At 30.0% G+C, this 16,203-nt stretch carries 14 protein-coding genes and 3 tRNA genes; 12 read left to right on the top strand and 5 right to left on the bottom strand.

Annotated features, from left to right (window positions below):
* Nucleotides 1–31 precede the first annotated feature (31 nt).
* Both AC1B00_RS08520 and AC1B00_RS08515 read left to right on the top strand, forming a co-directional pair.
* Entirely contained in the window at nt 32–3,883 is a 3,852-nt protein-coding gene (locus AC1B00_RS08520) for a S6 family peptidase (RefSeq protein ID WP_488849275.1), read from the top strand.
* 126 nt (nt 3,884–4,009) lie between these two features.
* Entirely contained in the window at nt 4,010–4,381 is a 372-nt protein-coding gene (locus AC1B00_RS08515; protein ID WP_488849274.1) for a DUF4878 domain-containing protein, read from the top strand.
* A gap of 218 nt (nt 4,382–4,599) precedes the next feature.
* On the opposite strand, the gene AC1B00_RS08510 is transcribed toward AC1B00_RS08515, so the two are convergent.
* Nucleotides 4,600–4,977 (bottom strand): TM2 domain-containing protein, encoded by a 378-nt coding sequence (locus tag AC1B00_RS08510; RefSeq protein WP_488849272.1) that lies wholly within the window; start codon nt 4,975–4,977, stop codon nt 4,600–4,602.
* Nucleotides 4,978–5,207: 230 nt separating this feature from the next.
* On the opposite strand from AC1B00_RS08510, the gene AC1B00_RS08505 reads away from it, so the two are divergent.
* From AC1B00_RS08505 to AC1B00_RS08495, 3 genes are read left to right on the top strand one after another with little or no spacing between them, the layout of a single operon-like run.
* Entirely contained in the window at nt 5,208–5,852 is a 645-nt protein-coding gene (locus tag AC1B00_RS08505) for a hypothetical protein (protein ID WP_336612093.1), read from the top strand.
* A 34-nt stretch (nt 5,853–5,886) separates the two neighbouring features.
* Nucleotides 5,887–6,150: a hypothetical protein gene (locus tag AC1B00_RS08500; RefSeq protein WP_488849270.1), complete on the top strand. Its 264-nt coding sequence runs from the start codon at nt 5,887–5,889 to the stop codon at nt 6,148–6,150.
* An 11-nt stretch (nt 6,151–6,161) separates the two neighbouring features.
* Complete coding sequence (locus tag AC1B00_RS08495; protein WP_488849268.1) at nt 6,162–6,554, top strand: DUF4878 domain-containing protein; 393 nt, start codon at nt 6,162–6,164, stop codon at nt 6,552–6,554.
* Between the two features lie 61 nt (nt 6,555–6,615).
* Here AC1B00_RS08495 and nrfD read toward each other — a convergent pair whose 3' ends face one another.
* From nrfD to phsA, 3 genes are read right to left on the bottom strand one after another with little or no spacing between them, the layout of a single operon-like run.
* Nucleotides 6,616–7,578 carry an NrfD/PsrC family molybdoenzyme membrane anchor subunit gene (gene nrfD / locus AC1B00_RS08490; RefSeq protein WP_488849267.1) on the bottom strand — a complete coding sequence of 321 codons (963 nt, stop codon included), beginning with the start codon at nt 7,576–7,578 and terminating at the stop codon, nt 6,616–6,618.
* Nucleotides 7,571–8,131 carry a 4Fe-4S dicluster domain-containing protein gene (locus AC1B00_RS08485; protein ID WP_336612095.1) on the bottom strand — a complete coding sequence of 187 codons (561 nt, stop codon included), beginning with the start codon at nt 8,129–8,131 and terminating at the stop codon, nt 7,571–7,573. The genes nrfD and AC1B00_RS08485 overlap by 8 nt, the downstream gene beginning before the upstream one ends.
* Before the next feature lie 2 nt (nt 8,132–8,133).
* Nucleotides 8,134–10,392 carry a thiosulfate reductase PhsA gene (gene phsA / locus AC1B00_RS08480; protein ID WP_488849266.1) on the bottom strand — a complete coding sequence of 753 codons (2,259 nt, stop codon included), beginning with the start codon at nt 10,390–10,392 and terminating at the stop codon, nt 8,134–8,136.
* 220 nt (nt 10,393–10,612) lie between these two features.
* On the opposite strand from phsA, the gene AC1B00_RS08475 reads away from it, so the two are divergent.
* From AC1B00_RS08475 to cas2, 7 genes are all read left to right on the top strand, one after another.
* Nucleotides 10,613–10,688 (top strand) — tRNA-Lys (locus AC1B00_RS08475).
* A 9-nt stretch (nt 10,689–10,697) separates the two neighbouring features.
* Nucleotides 10,698–10,773: transfer RNA gene (locus AC1B00_RS08470), tRNA-Val, on the top strand.
* Nucleotides 10,774–10,786: 13 nt separating this feature from the next.
* Nucleotides 10,787–10,863: transfer RNA gene (locus tag AC1B00_RS08465), tRNA-Asp, on the top strand.
* A gap of 107 nt (nt 10,864–10,970) precedes the next feature.
* Entirely contained in the window at nt 10,971–12,359 is a 1,389-nt protein-coding gene (locus tag AC1B00_RS08460) for a cation:dicarboxylate symporter family transporter (RefSeq protein ID WP_336612097.1), read from the top strand.
* The gene (locus AC1B00_RS08455; protein WP_239817545.1) at nt 12,346–12,651 is read left to right on the top strand and encodes a thioredoxin family protein; all 306 of its coding nucleotides are present in this window, start codon (nt 12,346–12,348) and stop codon (nt 12,649–12,651) included. Before AC1B00_RS08460 ends, AC1B00_RS08455 begins: the two co-directional genes overlap by 14 nt.
* Before the next feature lies 1 nt (nt 12,652).
* Nucleotides 12,653–13,453 carry a hypothetical protein gene (locus AC1B00_RS08450; protein ID WP_488849265.1) on the top strand — a complete coding sequence of 267 codons (801 nt, stop codon included), beginning with the start codon at nt 12,653–12,655 and terminating at the stop codon, nt 13,451–13,453.
* 1,318 nt (nt 13,454–14,771) lie between these two features.
* Nucleotides 14,772–15,029, top strand: a complete 258-nt coding sequence (cas2, locus tag AC1B00_RS08445) for a CRISPR-associated endonuclease Cas2 (protein WP_488849264.1) — start codon at nt 14,772–14,774, stop codon at nt 15,027–15,029.
* Here the strand turns inward: cas2 and cas1 are convergent.
* The gene (cas1, locus tag AC1B00_RS08440) at nt 15,026–16,006 is read right to left on the bottom strand and encodes a CRISPR-associated endonuclease Cas1 (RefSeq protein ID WP_488849263.1); all 981 of its coding nucleotides are present in this window, start codon (nt 16,004–16,006) and stop codon (nt 15,026–15,028) included. The genes cas2 and cas1 overlap by 4 nt on opposite strands.
* Between the last annotated feature and the right edge of the window lie 197 nt (nt 16,007–16,203).

Raw genomic sequence — 16,203 nt, 5'->3', positions numbered from 1 at the left:
AAAATAAGCTAATTTTTTCCAAGGAATGAAAATGTTAAAAAAATCATTAGTTTTAATAAGTATTTTATATTCTAGTTTAAATGCTAGTGCGGTTGATAAAAGATTTTCATATCAAGATTATCTTGATTTTGGAGCTAATAAGGGTAAGTTTAAAGCCGGAACAACAGGATTAAGCGTAACGTCTAAAGATGGCACTTTAAAAGTAGATAGTTTTGCTCCTATGCCTATGATTGATTTTGGTGCGAGTAATAAAACAGGCGTTATGAAAGGCGAATATTCAAATATCGGCACTAATAAAGTTTTAACTGCAGCTCATATGATAACAAATAGGCAATCAAATGCTTTAAAACGAGGAAGTGTATTAGGCTTTGGTGGTGTTGGCTCTGTGGTAGTTAGTGCATCAAATAAATTTGATGATTATTTTGCCACTTGCCCTAGTAATGAGAAATGCCATAGAACGGATATAGAAGATTTTGCAGCACTTAGAATGAGTAAGGTAAATCTAAATCACAAAGCAGAGCTTAGCCCTGTAAAAGTATATGATGAAAATAAAAAAGATATAAGTTTTGAAAATAGCAAAGATCCTAATTATACAAGCAAAGTAGGTATAGGCAAAGCTGAATATTTTAATAGTGATAGATACACTTTATTTGTAAGAAGTGGCACAGGTGCTCAAAAAGTAACAGAAGGAAGAGCCGATGCTGTTGATATTACTGGAGCTAATAGATATTTTACAGGTGGGCTTATAGAACTATCTAAAGAAGATAGCTTAAAGTATGAAAGAGCAATTTATACAAAAGGCTATTATGATGCTACCGGTAGGGTGCCGTTTTCAAGTGTAGGGTCTGAAGGCGATAGCGGAAGTGCTTTATATGTTTGGGATAATCAAGATAAAAAATGGCTTATGGTGGGCTTTGCTAGTGTAACAGATTGTAAAGCTACTGGGGGAGCAACTTGTACTTATTTGGATTATCATCCAGTAAATCATAATACTATCAATGAATTTGATAAAGCTCATAGCGTAATCACATCGGCTAATTTAAGTCTTGATGGAACAAATTTAAAAGATGATAAAAATCAGATTTTAGAAAATACAATGAATGCTCTATCATTTAAACATCACTATAAAGGCTATGCAAGTAGTTTAAATAAAGAATATCAAGATTATAATAATAGAGTTTTAGCTATGGAAAATGATAAAGATATTTACATACAAGGCGGCTCTTTAACTCTTAATGCTAATGCTGATTTAGGCTCAAGTGCGTTAATTATAAAAGATAATTTAACTTATGATATTAAAGGTGATTTTGACTTTTTACATGGTGGATTAGATATAGGAAATAATTCAGTTGTAAATTATTATGCAAAAACTACTCAATATGATTTTTTACATAAAATTGGAAATGGAAAACTAAATGTATATTCAAGCAGTCCAAATGCAGGACTTAGAATAGGCGGTGGTGAAGTTGAACTTAAAAATACTTTAGGCACAACATTTGGAAGTATTTATATGACAAACAATTCAAGCCTTAAGATAAATAATGCAAGTCAAATAAATACTGATTATTTATACTTTGGTGAGAATGCTGGTAAGCTTGATTTAAATGGAAACAATGCTAATTTTTACAATATTCAAGCAAGTGATAATAATGCTGTGATTACAAATACAAATCAAAGTAAAATAAGCAATATAAGTATTTTCCGCTCAACTAATAATAATATTTTTCACGGACAATTTAATGGAAATATTGCTATTTCTCAAAATGGAAATTCTCATACAAATATTTATGATGGTGGGCTAGATATAAATAATATGGAATTTAAAAACGGAAATTTAGTTTTCCAAGGTCATCCAGTTATACATAATTACATTCAAAGTGAAAACAAAACTGATACTGCGGAACAAATCGCTGAGCTAATCAAACAAGCAACAGGAGATATTGTATTTACAACTCCTACAAGGCTAGATCAAGAAGACTGGGAAGATAGAATATATAAAATGAATAGCTTAACTCTTGATAATGCACAACTTGATATCTTAAAGCATTCAAGCGTTGAAATTCCTATTATAAATTCCACTTCTTCAACTATAACAATAGGCGAAAATTTAGCTTATATTGATAGATTTGATGGAGAGAATGTTAAATCACATGATACAGTAGGTAGCGATGCGAATGAAGATTATAGATATAATCTTAAGTATCAAGAAGAAGTAAGCAGTGGTGAAAGCATTGCAAAAAATATATTTATAAATTCAAACTTTGATTTAAAGACTAATTCAAAACTAAGCCTACTAAATGGCACAAACTACAAAGGCAAAATTACAGCTGATGATACTTCTAGCCTTGAGTTTAATGGTGCTACTATAAATGCTAATATAAACGCATCTAGCCTTAGCTCAACAAATACAACTTATATTTATGAAAGCAATGCAAATGCACTAAATATAAGCAAAAGCACAAGTGGAGCTAACAATACTCTACTAATTCAAAAAGATTTTTTAAATGGTGCTGATAAGCTACTTTTAGCAAGTTTAACAAACTCTACAATAGTTAGCGAAAATTATTTTGATATTAAAGGTGAAAGCTCGGTATTTGCAGACCTTAAGCCAAATGTGAAGTATTATAATGAAAACGGCACAGCTAAGTGGTATTTAGAAAAAATTACAACTCCAAGCGAACCAAGTAATCCAAGTGAGCCAAGCACACCAGAAGAGCCTAGCGATAAACCTGAAATTCCGTTAATTCCATTAGAGCCAAGCACACCTATTACACCGCCTGATGTAAATAACCCTGATGAGCCAGATAACAAACCAAGTAATCCAGAAACTAAACCTGATATTCCGTTAATTCCATTAGAGCCAAGCACTCCGATTACTCCAAGCGTTCCATTTGATCCAAAGCCTGAGAATAATCCAAGCAATACAGAAACCCCAGGTCATTACAAAGAATACTTCTTCGTAAAAGAAAAAGAAACAGCGATAAACACAGCAAAAAATACGCTAAATCAAGCATTTTTTAACTATGTTTTAGAATGGAACAATATGCAAAAGCGTATGGGAGAGCTAAGAGATGAGGTAGCTAATGGCGGAATTTGGATGAGAAATTACGGCGGAGCAAGTACATATTTAAAAGATAATAAAACCAAATATTATGAGCTACAAATCGGAGCTGATAAGATTAGCGAATTTGATGATTTTAGCGCTTACGCAGGAATAATTTTTACTAATTCTATTTATAAGCTAGATACTAAAAATATTTTAGAAGGTAAAGTAAAAGGCATAGGCGGGGGACTTTATTCAAGCTTTTTATTTAACAATGGCTTTTATATTGATATGATTGCAAAATACGCTGATTATAAAAACGACTACACCTTAACGCTAAACAATGGCAATAATAAAGCAGTTTATATTAAGGCAAACAATCATTCAAAAAATCTTGTAGCAAGTATTGAATTAGGCAATAGATTTTATATGAATGATTATTATTTAGAGCCTAGCGTTGAGCTAATTAGTGGCTATGTAAGTGCTATTAAATTAGAAAATAAAGAAGAGCATATCAAGCTAGAAAGCAAGAGCTTTATTCCACTAAACACAAAAACTATGCTAAGTTTTGGTAAGCAAAGCAATGAAGATTCAAGATTTGGCTTTAGATTTGGCGTTGGACTTGCAGCTGATTTAATTAAAAGTGGCGATAAAACCATAAGAGATTTAAATGTTATAAGACAAATTGAAGGTAAAAAAGATGCAAGAATGCTAACAAATGCTTCATTTAACTACTACTTTACGAATAATCTAAGATTAATGACCGAGTTTGAAAGAACATTTTTTGGTGATTTGAATGTGGATTATTCATTTAATATGACTTTAAGAAAGAGCTTCTAAACTCTAATTCCTATTTTAAATTCCTAGAATTTAAAATAGGAAATTCAAACTTCTAATAAAACAAAAATTAATAACAAATATTAATATGGAAAGACTATTGTTTTATTACAAATTTTAGGAGATTTTATGAAAAAATTATTAAGTTTTATAATGCTTGCTTTTATGCTCGTTGCTTGTGGGAGCGATACCCCTGATGTCGTAGTTAAAAAATGTATGCAAGCATATATTAAAGAAGATGTAAAACAAGTTGCTAAATGTGCTTACTACAAAACAGAAGATGAAAGACAAAGATATTTGAAAGAAGTCATTTATAGTATCAAAAAAGATAAAGAATTTATCAATACAAAAAGTGGCGTAAAATTAATAGAAACTTCTATAGTAAATGAAAATGAAAATGTAGCTCAGGTTAAAGTTGTAGTAATTTATAACAACGGCGATAAGGACAATGGTTTAATAGATTTAGTGAAAATAAATGGTTCTTGGTATGTGAAAAAGTAATTTTAGCTTAAAGCTTATTAGAATTTATCTTAGATAAATTCCAAACTCATATGGATTTAAATTCCACTAGAATTTAAATCCGTAAATTATGAAAATGATTTTATAAATTAATAGTATCTACTACCTAACGAAAATAAAGTAATATTGTATAAAATATCAATAACTTCTGCATTTGGTAATTTAGCGAAAAGTCATATAATTTTTAATAATTAAAGTCCTTATTCTATAGCTTGTGATATTTTTTTGAAATTATCTCTTTGCACTGCTTTATATACAAAAAACAAATCTACAAAAACATAAATTCCTAATGCCCATAAAACAAAAACACCTATAAAAATAAAAGTTGTAATACAACCAATAATAAAAAGTACTAATTTTAAAATACCAAGTCCGAAGCTGCCTTGATAAAACCTATCAACCCCAAGCCAACCAAAGAAAAATCCTAAAACAACAGCTAAAATAGGGCTTTTAAGTGGTACTAAAGATAAATTTTGAAGCTTTTCTTCACTAACATTATCTAGCCTACTATTTAACATAAATTTATGTTCGGTAGAAATTTTGCCATCAAGCAACATTAAAACAGAATTTTTATCCATTTTTACTCCTTTTTTGATTAAAAAAAGAGATTATAGCTATCAAGTAAATATAAAGTAAATAATTTAAAAGTATTTTTTAATTTTTATAAATATTTTTCTAATTTCTATTTCAAATTCCACGAAATTTTCATAGTTAAAAAATGTTAATTTAAAAATCAAAAATTAAGCTAAATATAAGATTGGGGGGGGGGGGGTATTATACTTATTTTTAAAATATTTAAGGAGAATTAATGAAAAAGTTATTAACAGCTAGTGTTTTTTGTAGCGTGGCATTATTTATGAGTGCTTGTTCTGATGAAAAAAAAGAATTAAGCCAAGATGCGTTTAAGTTTGATATTGAAACTAAAAGAACAAAATATGAAACATACAAACTCCTATCTCTAACTGCTAAAGATGATATTGAAATTAAAAGAATTACGACAAATAGTGATGCTTGTAGAGTAACGGATTTTGTCTTAGCTGATTTAGATAAAAGAGCTAGAGTAGATTACGGAGTGTTATCACGCGAAACTCCAGCAAAAGTATGCTACGATAATAAATTTATTTTTGATTGCAGAGATCTAGTTAAATGGGCAGAACTAAGCAAAGGAGATTGCGGTTATAAGTATAAATATGATATAGATGATAAAAGCGAAGATTATAAACTCATAAACGAAAGAGTAGAAAAAACAGAAAATAAAGAATATATTGAAAGTTGTGAAAGAGCAAAAAAAGTTGCTAAAGAAAAATACGATGGAAAATATTATTATGATTATAAAGTGCCAATGAAATTTGATGAAACTAAAGAATTTGTAATAATAGGCGATAAATGCTCTGATGTTGTAGAGTTTAGTGTTTATACAAATAAAGGCGTTGTAACTTATAGCGTTAAATAATAGCTTAGAAGTTACATAAAATTAAGGAGATTAAATGAAAAAATACACGATTAAAACATTTATTATTAGTATTGTAACAAGCATTATAGGAGGTTTTTTTATTGCACCAATTATATTTATAAGCTGGGCGGGAGGTAATATAACAAGAGATTATCGTTTAAATATGTTTGACGTAGCTAGATTTTTTGGAGCTACGGATAAATACTATATATCTTACATAATTGCCTTTGCAATAACATTTGTAATAACATTTATGATAATGAATATTATAAAAAAGCGTAAAAATAAAGTAAATTAAAAAGGAAAAAAATGAAAAAATTATTAAGTTTTGTAGCTGTTGCTTTTATGTTCGTTGCTTGTGGAAGTGAAACGCCTGAAGAAGTTGCTAAAAATTGCATGAAGTTAGAGCGTGAAGGAGAGATTGAACAAGCTTTAAAGTGCATTTATTTTAAATCAGAAGAAGAAAAGCAAGAAAAAATAAAAGATGCAATTAAATATGAATATGGTGTAAGAGCGAAAAAAGAAGTTGCTGAAAAAGGTGGTATTCAATCAATAGAAGCAAGTAGATTAGAACAAATTGAAAATCTAGCTAAGGTTAAAGTTGTAGTAACATACAAAAATGGCGATGTAAAGGATGAAAAATTAAATCTTATAAAGATAGAAGATAAATGGTATATAAATAAGAGTAATGACTATGATTAAAATTTATTGGAATTTATCTTAAATAAATTCCAAAATCTATTATTAGCTAAAGGAAAAACCTTTAGCTAATGCAAACTTGCCCTGCATAAACGATAAAAAATCTTAACATTACTACACCAACTAGCACAGCAAGAGAGTTTATTATTATGAATGCAGGTTTATAAGCGTGGTTTTTAAGTGCTGTAATAGCTATTAAAATAGGTAAAATAAGCCCCGTTCCTAACACACCAAACCAAAATAATTTTGAATAAAACCCATGAGCAAATATAGCCTTAAGTGAGATCAAACTCTCGCCCCCACTATAATACATTCCTACAAAAAGTAAAAGCAAGATAGGAATTTCAAGCATTATTGCTCTTAGATCTAAAACTAATAAATACTTTATGTTTTCTTTATTTAAATGAGCTTTAAAAAACAAAATCCCTACAAGTATATTTGCAGCTATTCCACATGAAAACGCAGAAACCACAAAAAGTAATGGCAAAATCGGAGTATTCCATAAAGGAACTTTAGAAATCGCACTTAATAAAAATCCAGTATAAGCACCAACACATAAAGCTAAGAAAAACAATACATATTCAATCATCTTAGCAAAATTAGCCATTTTTCTTATGGAATTTGTAATAGGAATTAGGAATTTAAAATAAAGTTCAATCTCACGCTCAAAAATAATTAACGCATACAAAAACGCTAAAGGCGTATAAACTAATAAAAATAAAACACCTAAAGTCATAACCGAAGTAAAATTGTATTTTATTAGCAATAAATAAAATGTAAAAGGCTTTCCTAAATCAACTATTAAAAGTAAAAGTCCTAAGCTAATAGCAAGTGGAGAAATTAATGCTCCTGCTTTAATCGTAGCATCCCAAATGCTATTAGTATTATGTGAAAATCTATTAAATTTCACTATTAATGAAACCATCAAACATCCAGCACTAAGCCCTGCTAAAAATAAATATAGTGCAATCGGCCAAGGCCAGTAAATTTCATTATATTGAGCCAAACTTCCTGCCATATTATTCATAGCGTCCTCCTTTTGTATTTTTTATAAAGCCAAGTTTTGGTTTCGTTCCTAAATGAGCTTTCGGATACTCAACGCTTTTACTTGCTAAAACTTTGTTAATTTCTGAATTGCTATCGTTTATATCTCCAAAAATTAGTGCATCAGTAGGACATACACTTACGCATGCTGGAGTTGCACCTTTTCTGTTTGGATAGCAAAAAGTGCATTTATCAATCGCTTTTGTAATAGGATTAAGAAATCTTGCATTGTATGGACATGCTAGAACGCAGTATTTACAAGATACGCATAATTTTTCATCAATTAAAGTTATTCCATTTGCTAGTTTAAAACTAGCCCCCGTAGGACATACGCTTACACACGGGCTATCTTCGCACATTACACAGCTAGCTCTTGTAAAATCTGTTTTAAGATTTGGAAAAACTCCGCTCATTTGTGCATGAACTTGAACTCTAAAAACTCCACTTGGAATTTGATTTTCGTTCTTACACGCAACGCTACAAGCCTGACAACCTATACATAAATTTTCATCGTGAATCATTACAAACTTTTTCATTTTTATACCCTTTTAATATCTACGCCTATATTTGTAACCATTGTGCTACATATATGACCACTTTTTGAGCCTAATAAAATACTATCATTTGCACCAACTTTGTGAATGTTTTTAAGTGCTGGAGTAACACGACCAAAGCCGTGATAAATAAACAATGTATCAGGGCGAATGCCTTGCGTTAGCATAAGTTTTACTTGTATTTTGCCAAATTCGTTTTCTAAATATACTAAATCACCATCCTTAAAGCCTAATTCTTTAGCTTTAGACTCATTTATCCACACAGGACTTTCACTCATTAATTCATTTAAAATAGGGATATTTTGAGTATGAGCGTTTGTATGAATTGGAGTTTTTCCACTTGTTAGGCAAAACTCATGGCCATTAAATACATCATAATCAACCATATTTAAAAAGCCATGAGTTGGGAATAATTTTTCAACTTTTTCTATGAAAAGTTCTATTTTTTTACTAGGTGTCTTAAAGCTAATTAATGAACTAAGTTCGCCATTGCTATCAATTTTATCTTTTATTTGTGGATAGGTTTTAGCAAATTCTTTTATTATTTTTGGCTCTCTTAAATAAAGGCTAGGAACCTTATAGGTAACTACGCCATCTTTTTTAAGATTTGCAAGTAAATCCACATTACCTTTAGCTTGTTGCATTCTGTATTCATCTATTGTTTTATAAGTGTAAAGCTCATCAATTTTCATAATACTTGCAAGCTCTCTAAATATATCAAAGCCACTTTTTGTATCGCCTATAACTTCTACGGCTTTATTTCTCATATAATAGCCATTGCCTACACCTAAAATGCTTTCATCTCTTTCTAAGTATGAGCTCTCAGGTAATACCACATCAGCTAAGTTGCTAAAATCATTCAAATACACATCAATGCTTACTATGAAATCTAATTTTTCTATGGCTTTTAAGCTCTCATTTACATTTGCAACATTTACTAAATGATTAAATCTAGTATTAACCCAAGCTTTAACAGGATATGGTTTTTCGCTTAAAATCGCAGGTGCAATATCCATTAAAACTCCGTGCTTTCTTGAAACAAAATAGTTTTTACTTCCCTCTTCTCCTGCTCCATCAATTCTAGGAGTATTAGGAACTTTAAAAACATTGCTAGGATTATCAAGGGTAGGGAAAATGTTTTCGCCTATGATTTTGTTTAGATTACTTGTGTTTTTACTAGTGTGAATGCCGCCTTTTTTCTCATAATTTCCCATTAAAGCATTTGCTATTGCAATAGCTCTTGTGCGTTGATATTCTGCGTGAGTTGTTGTGGTTTTATGACCCCAGTCAATTACAACTTTTGGAGCGGCTTTATAGATTTCATCAGCAATTCGCTCAATCGTTTTAGCACTAATTCCTGTTATGTTTTCTTGCCATTTAGGGCTTGTATCTTTTACACTAGCTTTAAGCTCATCAAGTCCTATGCAATATTCTTTTACAAAGTCTTTATCATACTTTTCATCTCTTAGCCATACATGAATTAACGCCATTAAAAATGCCACATCAGTTCCAGGTTTTATAGGAAGCCATTCATCAGCCTTAGCAGCAACAACGCTAAATCTAGGCTCAAGTACGAGTAATTTTGTATCACTTGAGGCTGCAAATTTGGCTAATTTTTTAGCATCACTTATAACAATACCTTCAAATAAATTATGACCGAAATTTACAATATATTTTGCATTAGCAAAATCTCTTGATAAGCCACCGCCATAAGTATGCTCTAAAACCATATTATAAGTAATCGGACAGCTTGAATAATGTGAAAATATATTAGGACTTCCGTAAGCACAGGCGAAATTACTCATATGAGTGTGAGATTCTCCGGCTTTGCTTGTAAATATTACGCTTTTTGCTCCATGCTTTTCTTTTATTTCGTTTAGCTTTGTAGCAACTAGGTTTAATGCTTCATCCCAACTAGCTTCACGCCATTTATTTTCTCCACGCTTTCCTACACGAATAAGTGGCTTTATAAGGCGATTTTTATCATAAAGCTGATTAATTCCTGCACCGCCCCTTGCACATACACTTGTTTTATTTGCGCTAAATTTTGGATTGCCATTAATAAATACGCCTTTATTATCTTTAACGCTTACTTCAATAGGACAGCGAGTAGAACACATTTCACATACTGAAAAAACGCTTTTTCTATCCCCGTTTGTAAATGCGTTTGCACTTAAAACGGGCTTAATACAGGCTAATGAGCCTAAAAAGGCTGAGCTTTTTAAAAAATCTCTTCTTTTCATAATTACTCCTTTTTGATACCTTGTTTTAGTTACTATTAAATTATACTTAAATTATTTAATTAATTATAAAAATTATATATTTATTTATTTTTATAATTCCTATTTCAAATTCTTGTGAAATTTTCGTGGAATTTGAAATAGGAATTAAGATTTTTTAAATTTTGCTTGACATTTAAATAATTTTTTTGTATTATTCAACCTTTCACATTTATTTCAATTTGTCTTGTTAGCTCAGCAGGTAGAGCATCTCACTTTTAATGAGGGGGCCGCTGGTTCGAATCCAGCACAGGACACCATCAATTTTTGGTCGCTTAGCTCAGTTGGTAGAGCGCCACCCTTACAAGGTGGATGTCATAAGTTCGAGTCTTATAGCGACCACCATTTTAATATCGGTGCGGCGGTAGTTCAGCTGGTTAGAATATCGGCCTGTCACGCCGGAGGTCGCGGGTTCGAGCCCCGTCCGCCGCGCCATTTCCCTTTCTTTTTAAATTTTAGTAATAATAAACTCCTTTAATATTTATATTTTTTTAATTTGTTTTAAGATAAAATCACTCTTTTAAAAATATTAAAGGAGAATTATGAAAGACTTTTTTATTAACTTTTTTACCCTTTCAGAACCTTTGTCAATTACTTTTGTAATTATTTATTTAATCCTTTGCTTTTGGCTTAGCCGTTTAGCATATACGATAACTTTTGCTAAAAGAATGATTTTGGCTTTAGTTTTAGGTTTAATTTTAGGTGTTGCGGCTCAGTATTTAGCTAATTTTCCTGCAAGTTCGAAAGAGGTTTTATGGCTAGAGCAAACTAGGATTTGGTATTCATTTGTAGTTAGTATTTTTATAAGTTTATTAAAGCTTATGATTGTTCCTATCGTATTTTTTGGTATTTCATCATCTTTATTAAAGCTTGAAGGCGGAATTAAAATATCATCAATTCTTAGTAGAAGTATATTTTGGCTTTTATTTACCACAGCGATTGCAAGTGCGATAGGTCTTAGCTTAGGAATTATGTTTAATCTAGGAAGCGATGTGGTAGTGCAAACTTCAAAAACTATTAAAGAAGCAAGAACTCTAAGCTCTATTTTATTGGGTCTAATGCCAAATAATATAATTGAATCTTTTGCTAAAAACAATATTTTAGGCGTTATTTTGGTTGCATTTTTATTCACTTTAGGGGCAAGAAAACTTGGTGCAAACGCTGAAAACAAAGAAATATTTAGCACTTATAAAAACCTAATAATATTTATGAATAAAATCATTATGAATGTTATTACAAATATAATTGCTCTTATGCCTTATGCAGTTGTTGCGATGATTGCAAATGTCTTGATTGCAAATGGTGTAGCAGCGATGAAAGAAGCAGGATTATTCATAGCTTTAACTTATGCTAGTGGTATTTTAATGATTATTGTATTTTCTATAATTTTAGCATTTCACGGCTTATCACCTATCGTGTATTATAAAAAAGCTTTTGAAGTTTTATTATTAGCATTTACTTCAAGAAGTTCAGCAGGTGTTTTACCTATAACAATCCGCACACTTCACACTAGATTAGGCGTAAGCGAAAATAATGCAAACTTTGTAGCAGGGCTTGGTGCAACCATTGGAATGAGTGGCTGTGCTGGATATTATGTGGGTTTAGTAGCTGCTTTTGTTATGCATAGTGCAGGACTTAGCATTGATTTATCTAGTGCTGTTTTAATAGTAATTATTACAATAATTGGCTCACTTAGTATCGCAGGTATTCCTGGTATTTCAATAGTTGCAGCTTCTATTATGATTACTGGGCTTGGACTTGGGGATAAGTTTTATTTATTAGGCGTTATTTTTGCGATTGATCCTATTATTGATATGGTAAGAACTATGAGTAACGTAAATGGTGCAATGGTTGCAGCAATTGCAACTGATTGCGAGCTAAAGACTTTAAACAAAGATGAGTACAAGGACTTAAGCAATGAAAGAAATTGATTATAAAAGCTTTTTAGAGATTAAAGACAATGCTACTTGCGTTATAGCTTTTGGAGCACCTTGGTGTAGAGATTGCAAGATTGCTGAGCCGTTTTTGCAAGAACTTAGCAATAAATACCCTAATATTAGCTTTTATCATGTTGATGTTGATAAAGATGAAAACATTAGAGCAGAGCTAAATATTCGCCATATTCCTACGATACTTTTTTTAAAAAACGGCGAAGAAGTTTATCAAAGAGTGGTTGAGCCTCACTCAATTTCTTTAATTGAAGCTGGTGTTTTAAAGCTTTAAAATGTTTAAAAATCCATCATTAAATAATGTTTTTTCAAAACATTTTGATGGATTTTATATCTATTCGAATGTAAGCGAGATTGAAATAATTTTAAGAGAACTTGCAAACAATTTAAGCAAAAAACATTTGATTTTATATATTAGCAATACCGATATATTTAATTTAAATCCTAACATTTATCATGTAAATATCTTTAATGAAAAAGCATTGAAATATATAAATAAATTAAGCAAACTTGATTTTGTTTTTGTAGAAAATATTTCATTTTTAAATGATTTTTCGTTTCCTAAAGGCGTGAAAATAATCGCTTGTGGGTTTTTAAAAAGCGATTTAAGATATTTTTTAAAAACAAAAACAAGGATATTAAGGTTTGTTTATACTAAAGATTATTTTAAGATTTATAATAAAAAATGTGATTTTACTTACAATTTTAAACCCAAAAAACAAAGCATTTTTCAAGAAAATAAAATTGATTTTGATATTACAGAAGAGCTTGAGTTTTATTTGCATTGTTTAGAGCAAGGCTTTAGGTTTTATGATTTTAGAAATACTAGAAAACAAGAGTTTTTAAACGCTTTTAGCAATGGAAATGTGCTTTTAAACAACGAGCCTTTTATAAAAGATATTAGCAAAGAATATTTTTATATGAATGATAAGAAAATCAATTGCGATTTTATCCCAAATAATACGAATAATCTAAATTATAAAATCATCAAAATTAATGCAAAAAAACAAGGAATTCTCACAAAACTTAAGCAACTTTTAAAATCAAATTCCTATTTCAAATTCTTTTTTAAATAATGTTAATTTTGCAATCCCCTAATGCGGGGAAGTGTATTTCTAACGAATATGAAAAGCGTTTGAGTGATGAGTTTGGATATTTGTTTCAATCCCCTAAAGCGGGGAAATATCTTTCTAACGAAAAAAATGCTGACATTACAAAATAAAGAATTAAAAGTTTCAATCCCCTAAAGCGGGGAAATGTCTTTCTAACACTTTTTAGAATACAAAGTAGATAGAAATAGAATTTGTTTCAATCCCCTAAAACGGGGAAGTGTCTTTCTAACTAAAGTTTTCTTTGTAGCTTTGAAAGAGCTAGGCGTGTTTCAATCCCCTAAAGCGGGGAAATGTCTTTCTAACAGAAGCAGATGAAAAATTAGGGTATTTATCAAAAAAGTTTCAATCCCCTAAAGCGGGGAAATGTCTTTCTAACAAATCAAACAAAATCAAAAACTCGGAAGAGCTTTGGTTGTTTCAATCCCCTAAAACGGGGAAGTGTCTTTCTAACCCTTAATTCTTCCATACTTTTGTTAAAAATATTTTAATAAAAAATGATTATAAAAAACAATAATTAATATTATCTAATAAGCATTTAAAATAAAATCATTTAAAAAAGTAGCAAATGCTAAGCAAAAATGAAATTTCATAGCTTAAAGCTCTATTTCTTCATAAAGATTTTTGAATTTCTTAGCATTTTCTATTTTTAAGAATTTTTTAAGTTCTAAAATCTCTATAAAATAGACATTTTAAATCTTAGCCAAAGCTTAAAATTCGCAAATGCAAAGCTAAATTCATAAAATCAAGCAAATTTTCTAACTATTAAGCTAATTTTAATCTAAAAATAGGGTAAATGCTAAGCCTAAAAATAAGCCTTACAGCATTCAAATTCCTATTTCAAATTCCTTTGATTTTGATGTTTAAATTTAGTGAAATAAATGTAATCTCTATTTATTTAATTTTTAAATATTTTAATCAACCTAGCTAAAACACTAAACTACTAATTTAAAATCAAAAACGGACAAAAATACGGACAAAAATAAAATGATAAAAGTTATTATTTTTCTTAAATGTCTTAAATAACGAGCTTTTATCAATTTAATATAAATAAAAAAACTAAATTCCTATTTTATTTCCTTTAGGATTTTAAAACTTTTTTAATTGTATTTAGAGCTAAAATGTCTATATTCTAGTATTTAATATGAAATATAGTCATTAAACCAAGCAGCTAACGACTTTAACAAAATATATGATTAAAAGAATTTAAATATGTATTTTAAATCTTTCGTAGTCATAAATAAAGCGACCAAATACTACTAAAATCACTCCAAAAAGGAGTGAAATGCTATATCTAATTTGCTACGACATCACAGCTAATAAAACCCGCAAAATCATTCACGATACCTTGCTTTGTTACGGTGAGAAGATAAATCTAAGCGTATTTGAGCTAAGCATAAAAGAAAACAAAATGCAAAAACTCATAAAAGACTTTAGCACCCTAATAAATCCTAAAACCGATACCATAAAAATCTATCCCCTAAAATCTACACGCCTTGCAAAAACCCTTGGCAAAGAACTATCAAACGAGTATTATATCTAGCAAATCTTAGGGCAAAATCCCTTATAATCAGTGTTTTTAGTGATTGCTAGTTTTAGCTTTTTTACTTGTTTTTGCATTATCTCATCTATACTTAGCTTTTTATCTTCATAGATAAATTTATCTTGCAATCTTTCGCTAAACATCTTGCTAAGCTTTGCTTTTAGCTCATCGCTTAGTTTGCCACTATCTTTTACACTTGGATTATGTGAAAACCACCCAAACACCACCATATCCACCACCCACACGCGAAATTCTTCTATAAAATCATAAACTAAGCTAGGATTTTTGTCATTATTAGTATGAAATATCCCAACATAAGGGCTTAGAGCATTGTCTATCATAAGCTTTTGGATTTTGCTATAAAGTATGCTATAAAGGTAGTTTAGGCTCATATTTATCACATCTTTAGCACTTTTTTTATGCCGTTTAGTGAAATTGTATTTGCTAAATCTATCTACCATTACATCAAAATACCACAACGCCACCCCACCTTCATAGGCTAATAGCTCTTGAATGCTTTTTGCTGATTTTATTTTGTTTAGGTTTGCTGAAATATTTGCTATGTTTGTTTTATAAGTTTTGTGATATTTGTTTATTCTTTTTATATAATTACGCTGATTTTTACACTTTGTAAGAATTATTTGCTTTGCTAGATTTAGCCTTGTTTCATCGCTTAATTTTGCTTGAGAGATTAAAGTTTTGCTTGAACTCTCGCTTTTATAAAGACTTATGCTCTCTTGCTTTTGGTTTATAAAAGTTACGGGGATTTTATAATCATTTGCTAGAAATAATACATCGGATTTTAGACTTATCGTGGTGTTTATGATGATGGCTTTTAGCTTGTTTGGGTGGATTTTGCTTATGGTGCTTTTGCTATCTTTTACGCTTATAAACTCGCCATCTTTTATAAGACTTAGCCCTGCTTTGCTTATATGTAGGACTTGGTTTTTTATTTGGTATTTTGATGATTTGCTCATTTTTGCTCCTTTGTTTAGCATTTACCCTATTTTTGGCTTAAAATTAGCTTAATAGTTAGAAAATTTGCTTGATTTTATGAATTTAGCTTTGCATTTTCGAATTTTAAGCTTTTGCTAAGGTTTAAAATGCTTATTTTATAGGGATTTTAGAACTTAAAAATTCCTTAAAAATAGAAAATGCTAAGAAATTCAAAAAT

This window comes from Campylobacter sp. DY7, assembly GCF_057802535.1.
The sequence above is the reverse complement of the archived record's forward strand: the minus strand, read 5'-3'. Positions and strand labels throughout refer to the sequence as shown.

Excerpts from the sequence above, each read along its gene's own strand:
- AC1B00_RS08520 (WP_488849275.1), top strand. The coding sequence starts at position 32 with ATGTTAAAAAAATCATTAGTTTTAATAAGTATTTTATATTCTAGTTTA.
- AC1B00_RS08515 (WP_488849274.1), top strand. The coding sequence starts at position 4,010 with ATGAAAAAATTATTAAGTTTTATAATGCTTGCTTTTATGCTCGTTGCT.
- AC1B00_RS08510 (WP_488849272.1), bottom strand. The coding sequence starts at position 4,977 with ATGGATAAAAATTCTGTTTTAATGTTGCTTGATGGCAAAATTTCTACC.
- AC1B00_RS08505 (WP_336612093.1), top strand. The coding sequence starts at position 5,208 with ATGAAAAAGTTATTAACAGCTAGTGTTTTTTGTAGCGTGGCATTATTT.
- AC1B00_RS08500 (WP_488849270.1), top strand. The coding sequence starts at position 5,887 with ATGAAAAAATACACGATTAAAACATTTATTATTAGTATTGTAACAAGC.
- AC1B00_RS08495 (WP_488849268.1), top strand. The coding sequence starts at position 6,162 with ATGAAAAAATTATTAAGTTTTGTAGCTGTTGCTTTTATGTTCGTTGCT.
- nrfD (WP_488849267.1), bottom strand. The coding sequence starts at position 7,578 with ATGAATAATATGGCAGGAAGTTTGGCTCAATATAATGAAATTTACTGG.
- AC1B00_RS08485 (WP_336612095.1), bottom strand. The coding sequence starts at position 8,131 with ATGAAAAAGTTTGTAATGATTCACGATGAAAATTTATGTATAGGTTGT.
- phsA (WP_488849266.1), bottom strand. The coding sequence starts at position 10,392 with ATGAAAAGAAGAGATTTTTTAAAAAGCTCAGCCTTTTTAGGCTCATTA.
- AC1B00_RS08460 (WP_336612097.1), top strand. The coding sequence starts at position 10,971 with ATGAAAGACTTTTTTATTAACTTTTTTACCCTTTCAGAACCTTTGTCA.
- AC1B00_RS08455 (WP_239817545.1), top strand. The coding sequence starts at position 12,346 with ATGAAAGAAATTGATTATAAAAGCTTTTTAGAGATTAAAGACAATGCT.
- AC1B00_RS08450 (WP_488849265.1), top strand. The coding sequence starts at position 12,653 with ATGTTTAAAAATCCATCATTAAATAATGTTTTTTCAAAACATTTTGAT.
- cas2 (WP_488849264.1), top strand. The coding sequence starts at position 14,772 with ATGCTATATCTAATTTGCTACGACATCACAGCTAATAAAACCCGCAAA.
- cas1 (WP_488849263.1), bottom strand. The coding sequence starts at position 16,006 with ATGAGCAAATCATCAAAATACCAAATAAAAAACCAAGTCCTACATATA.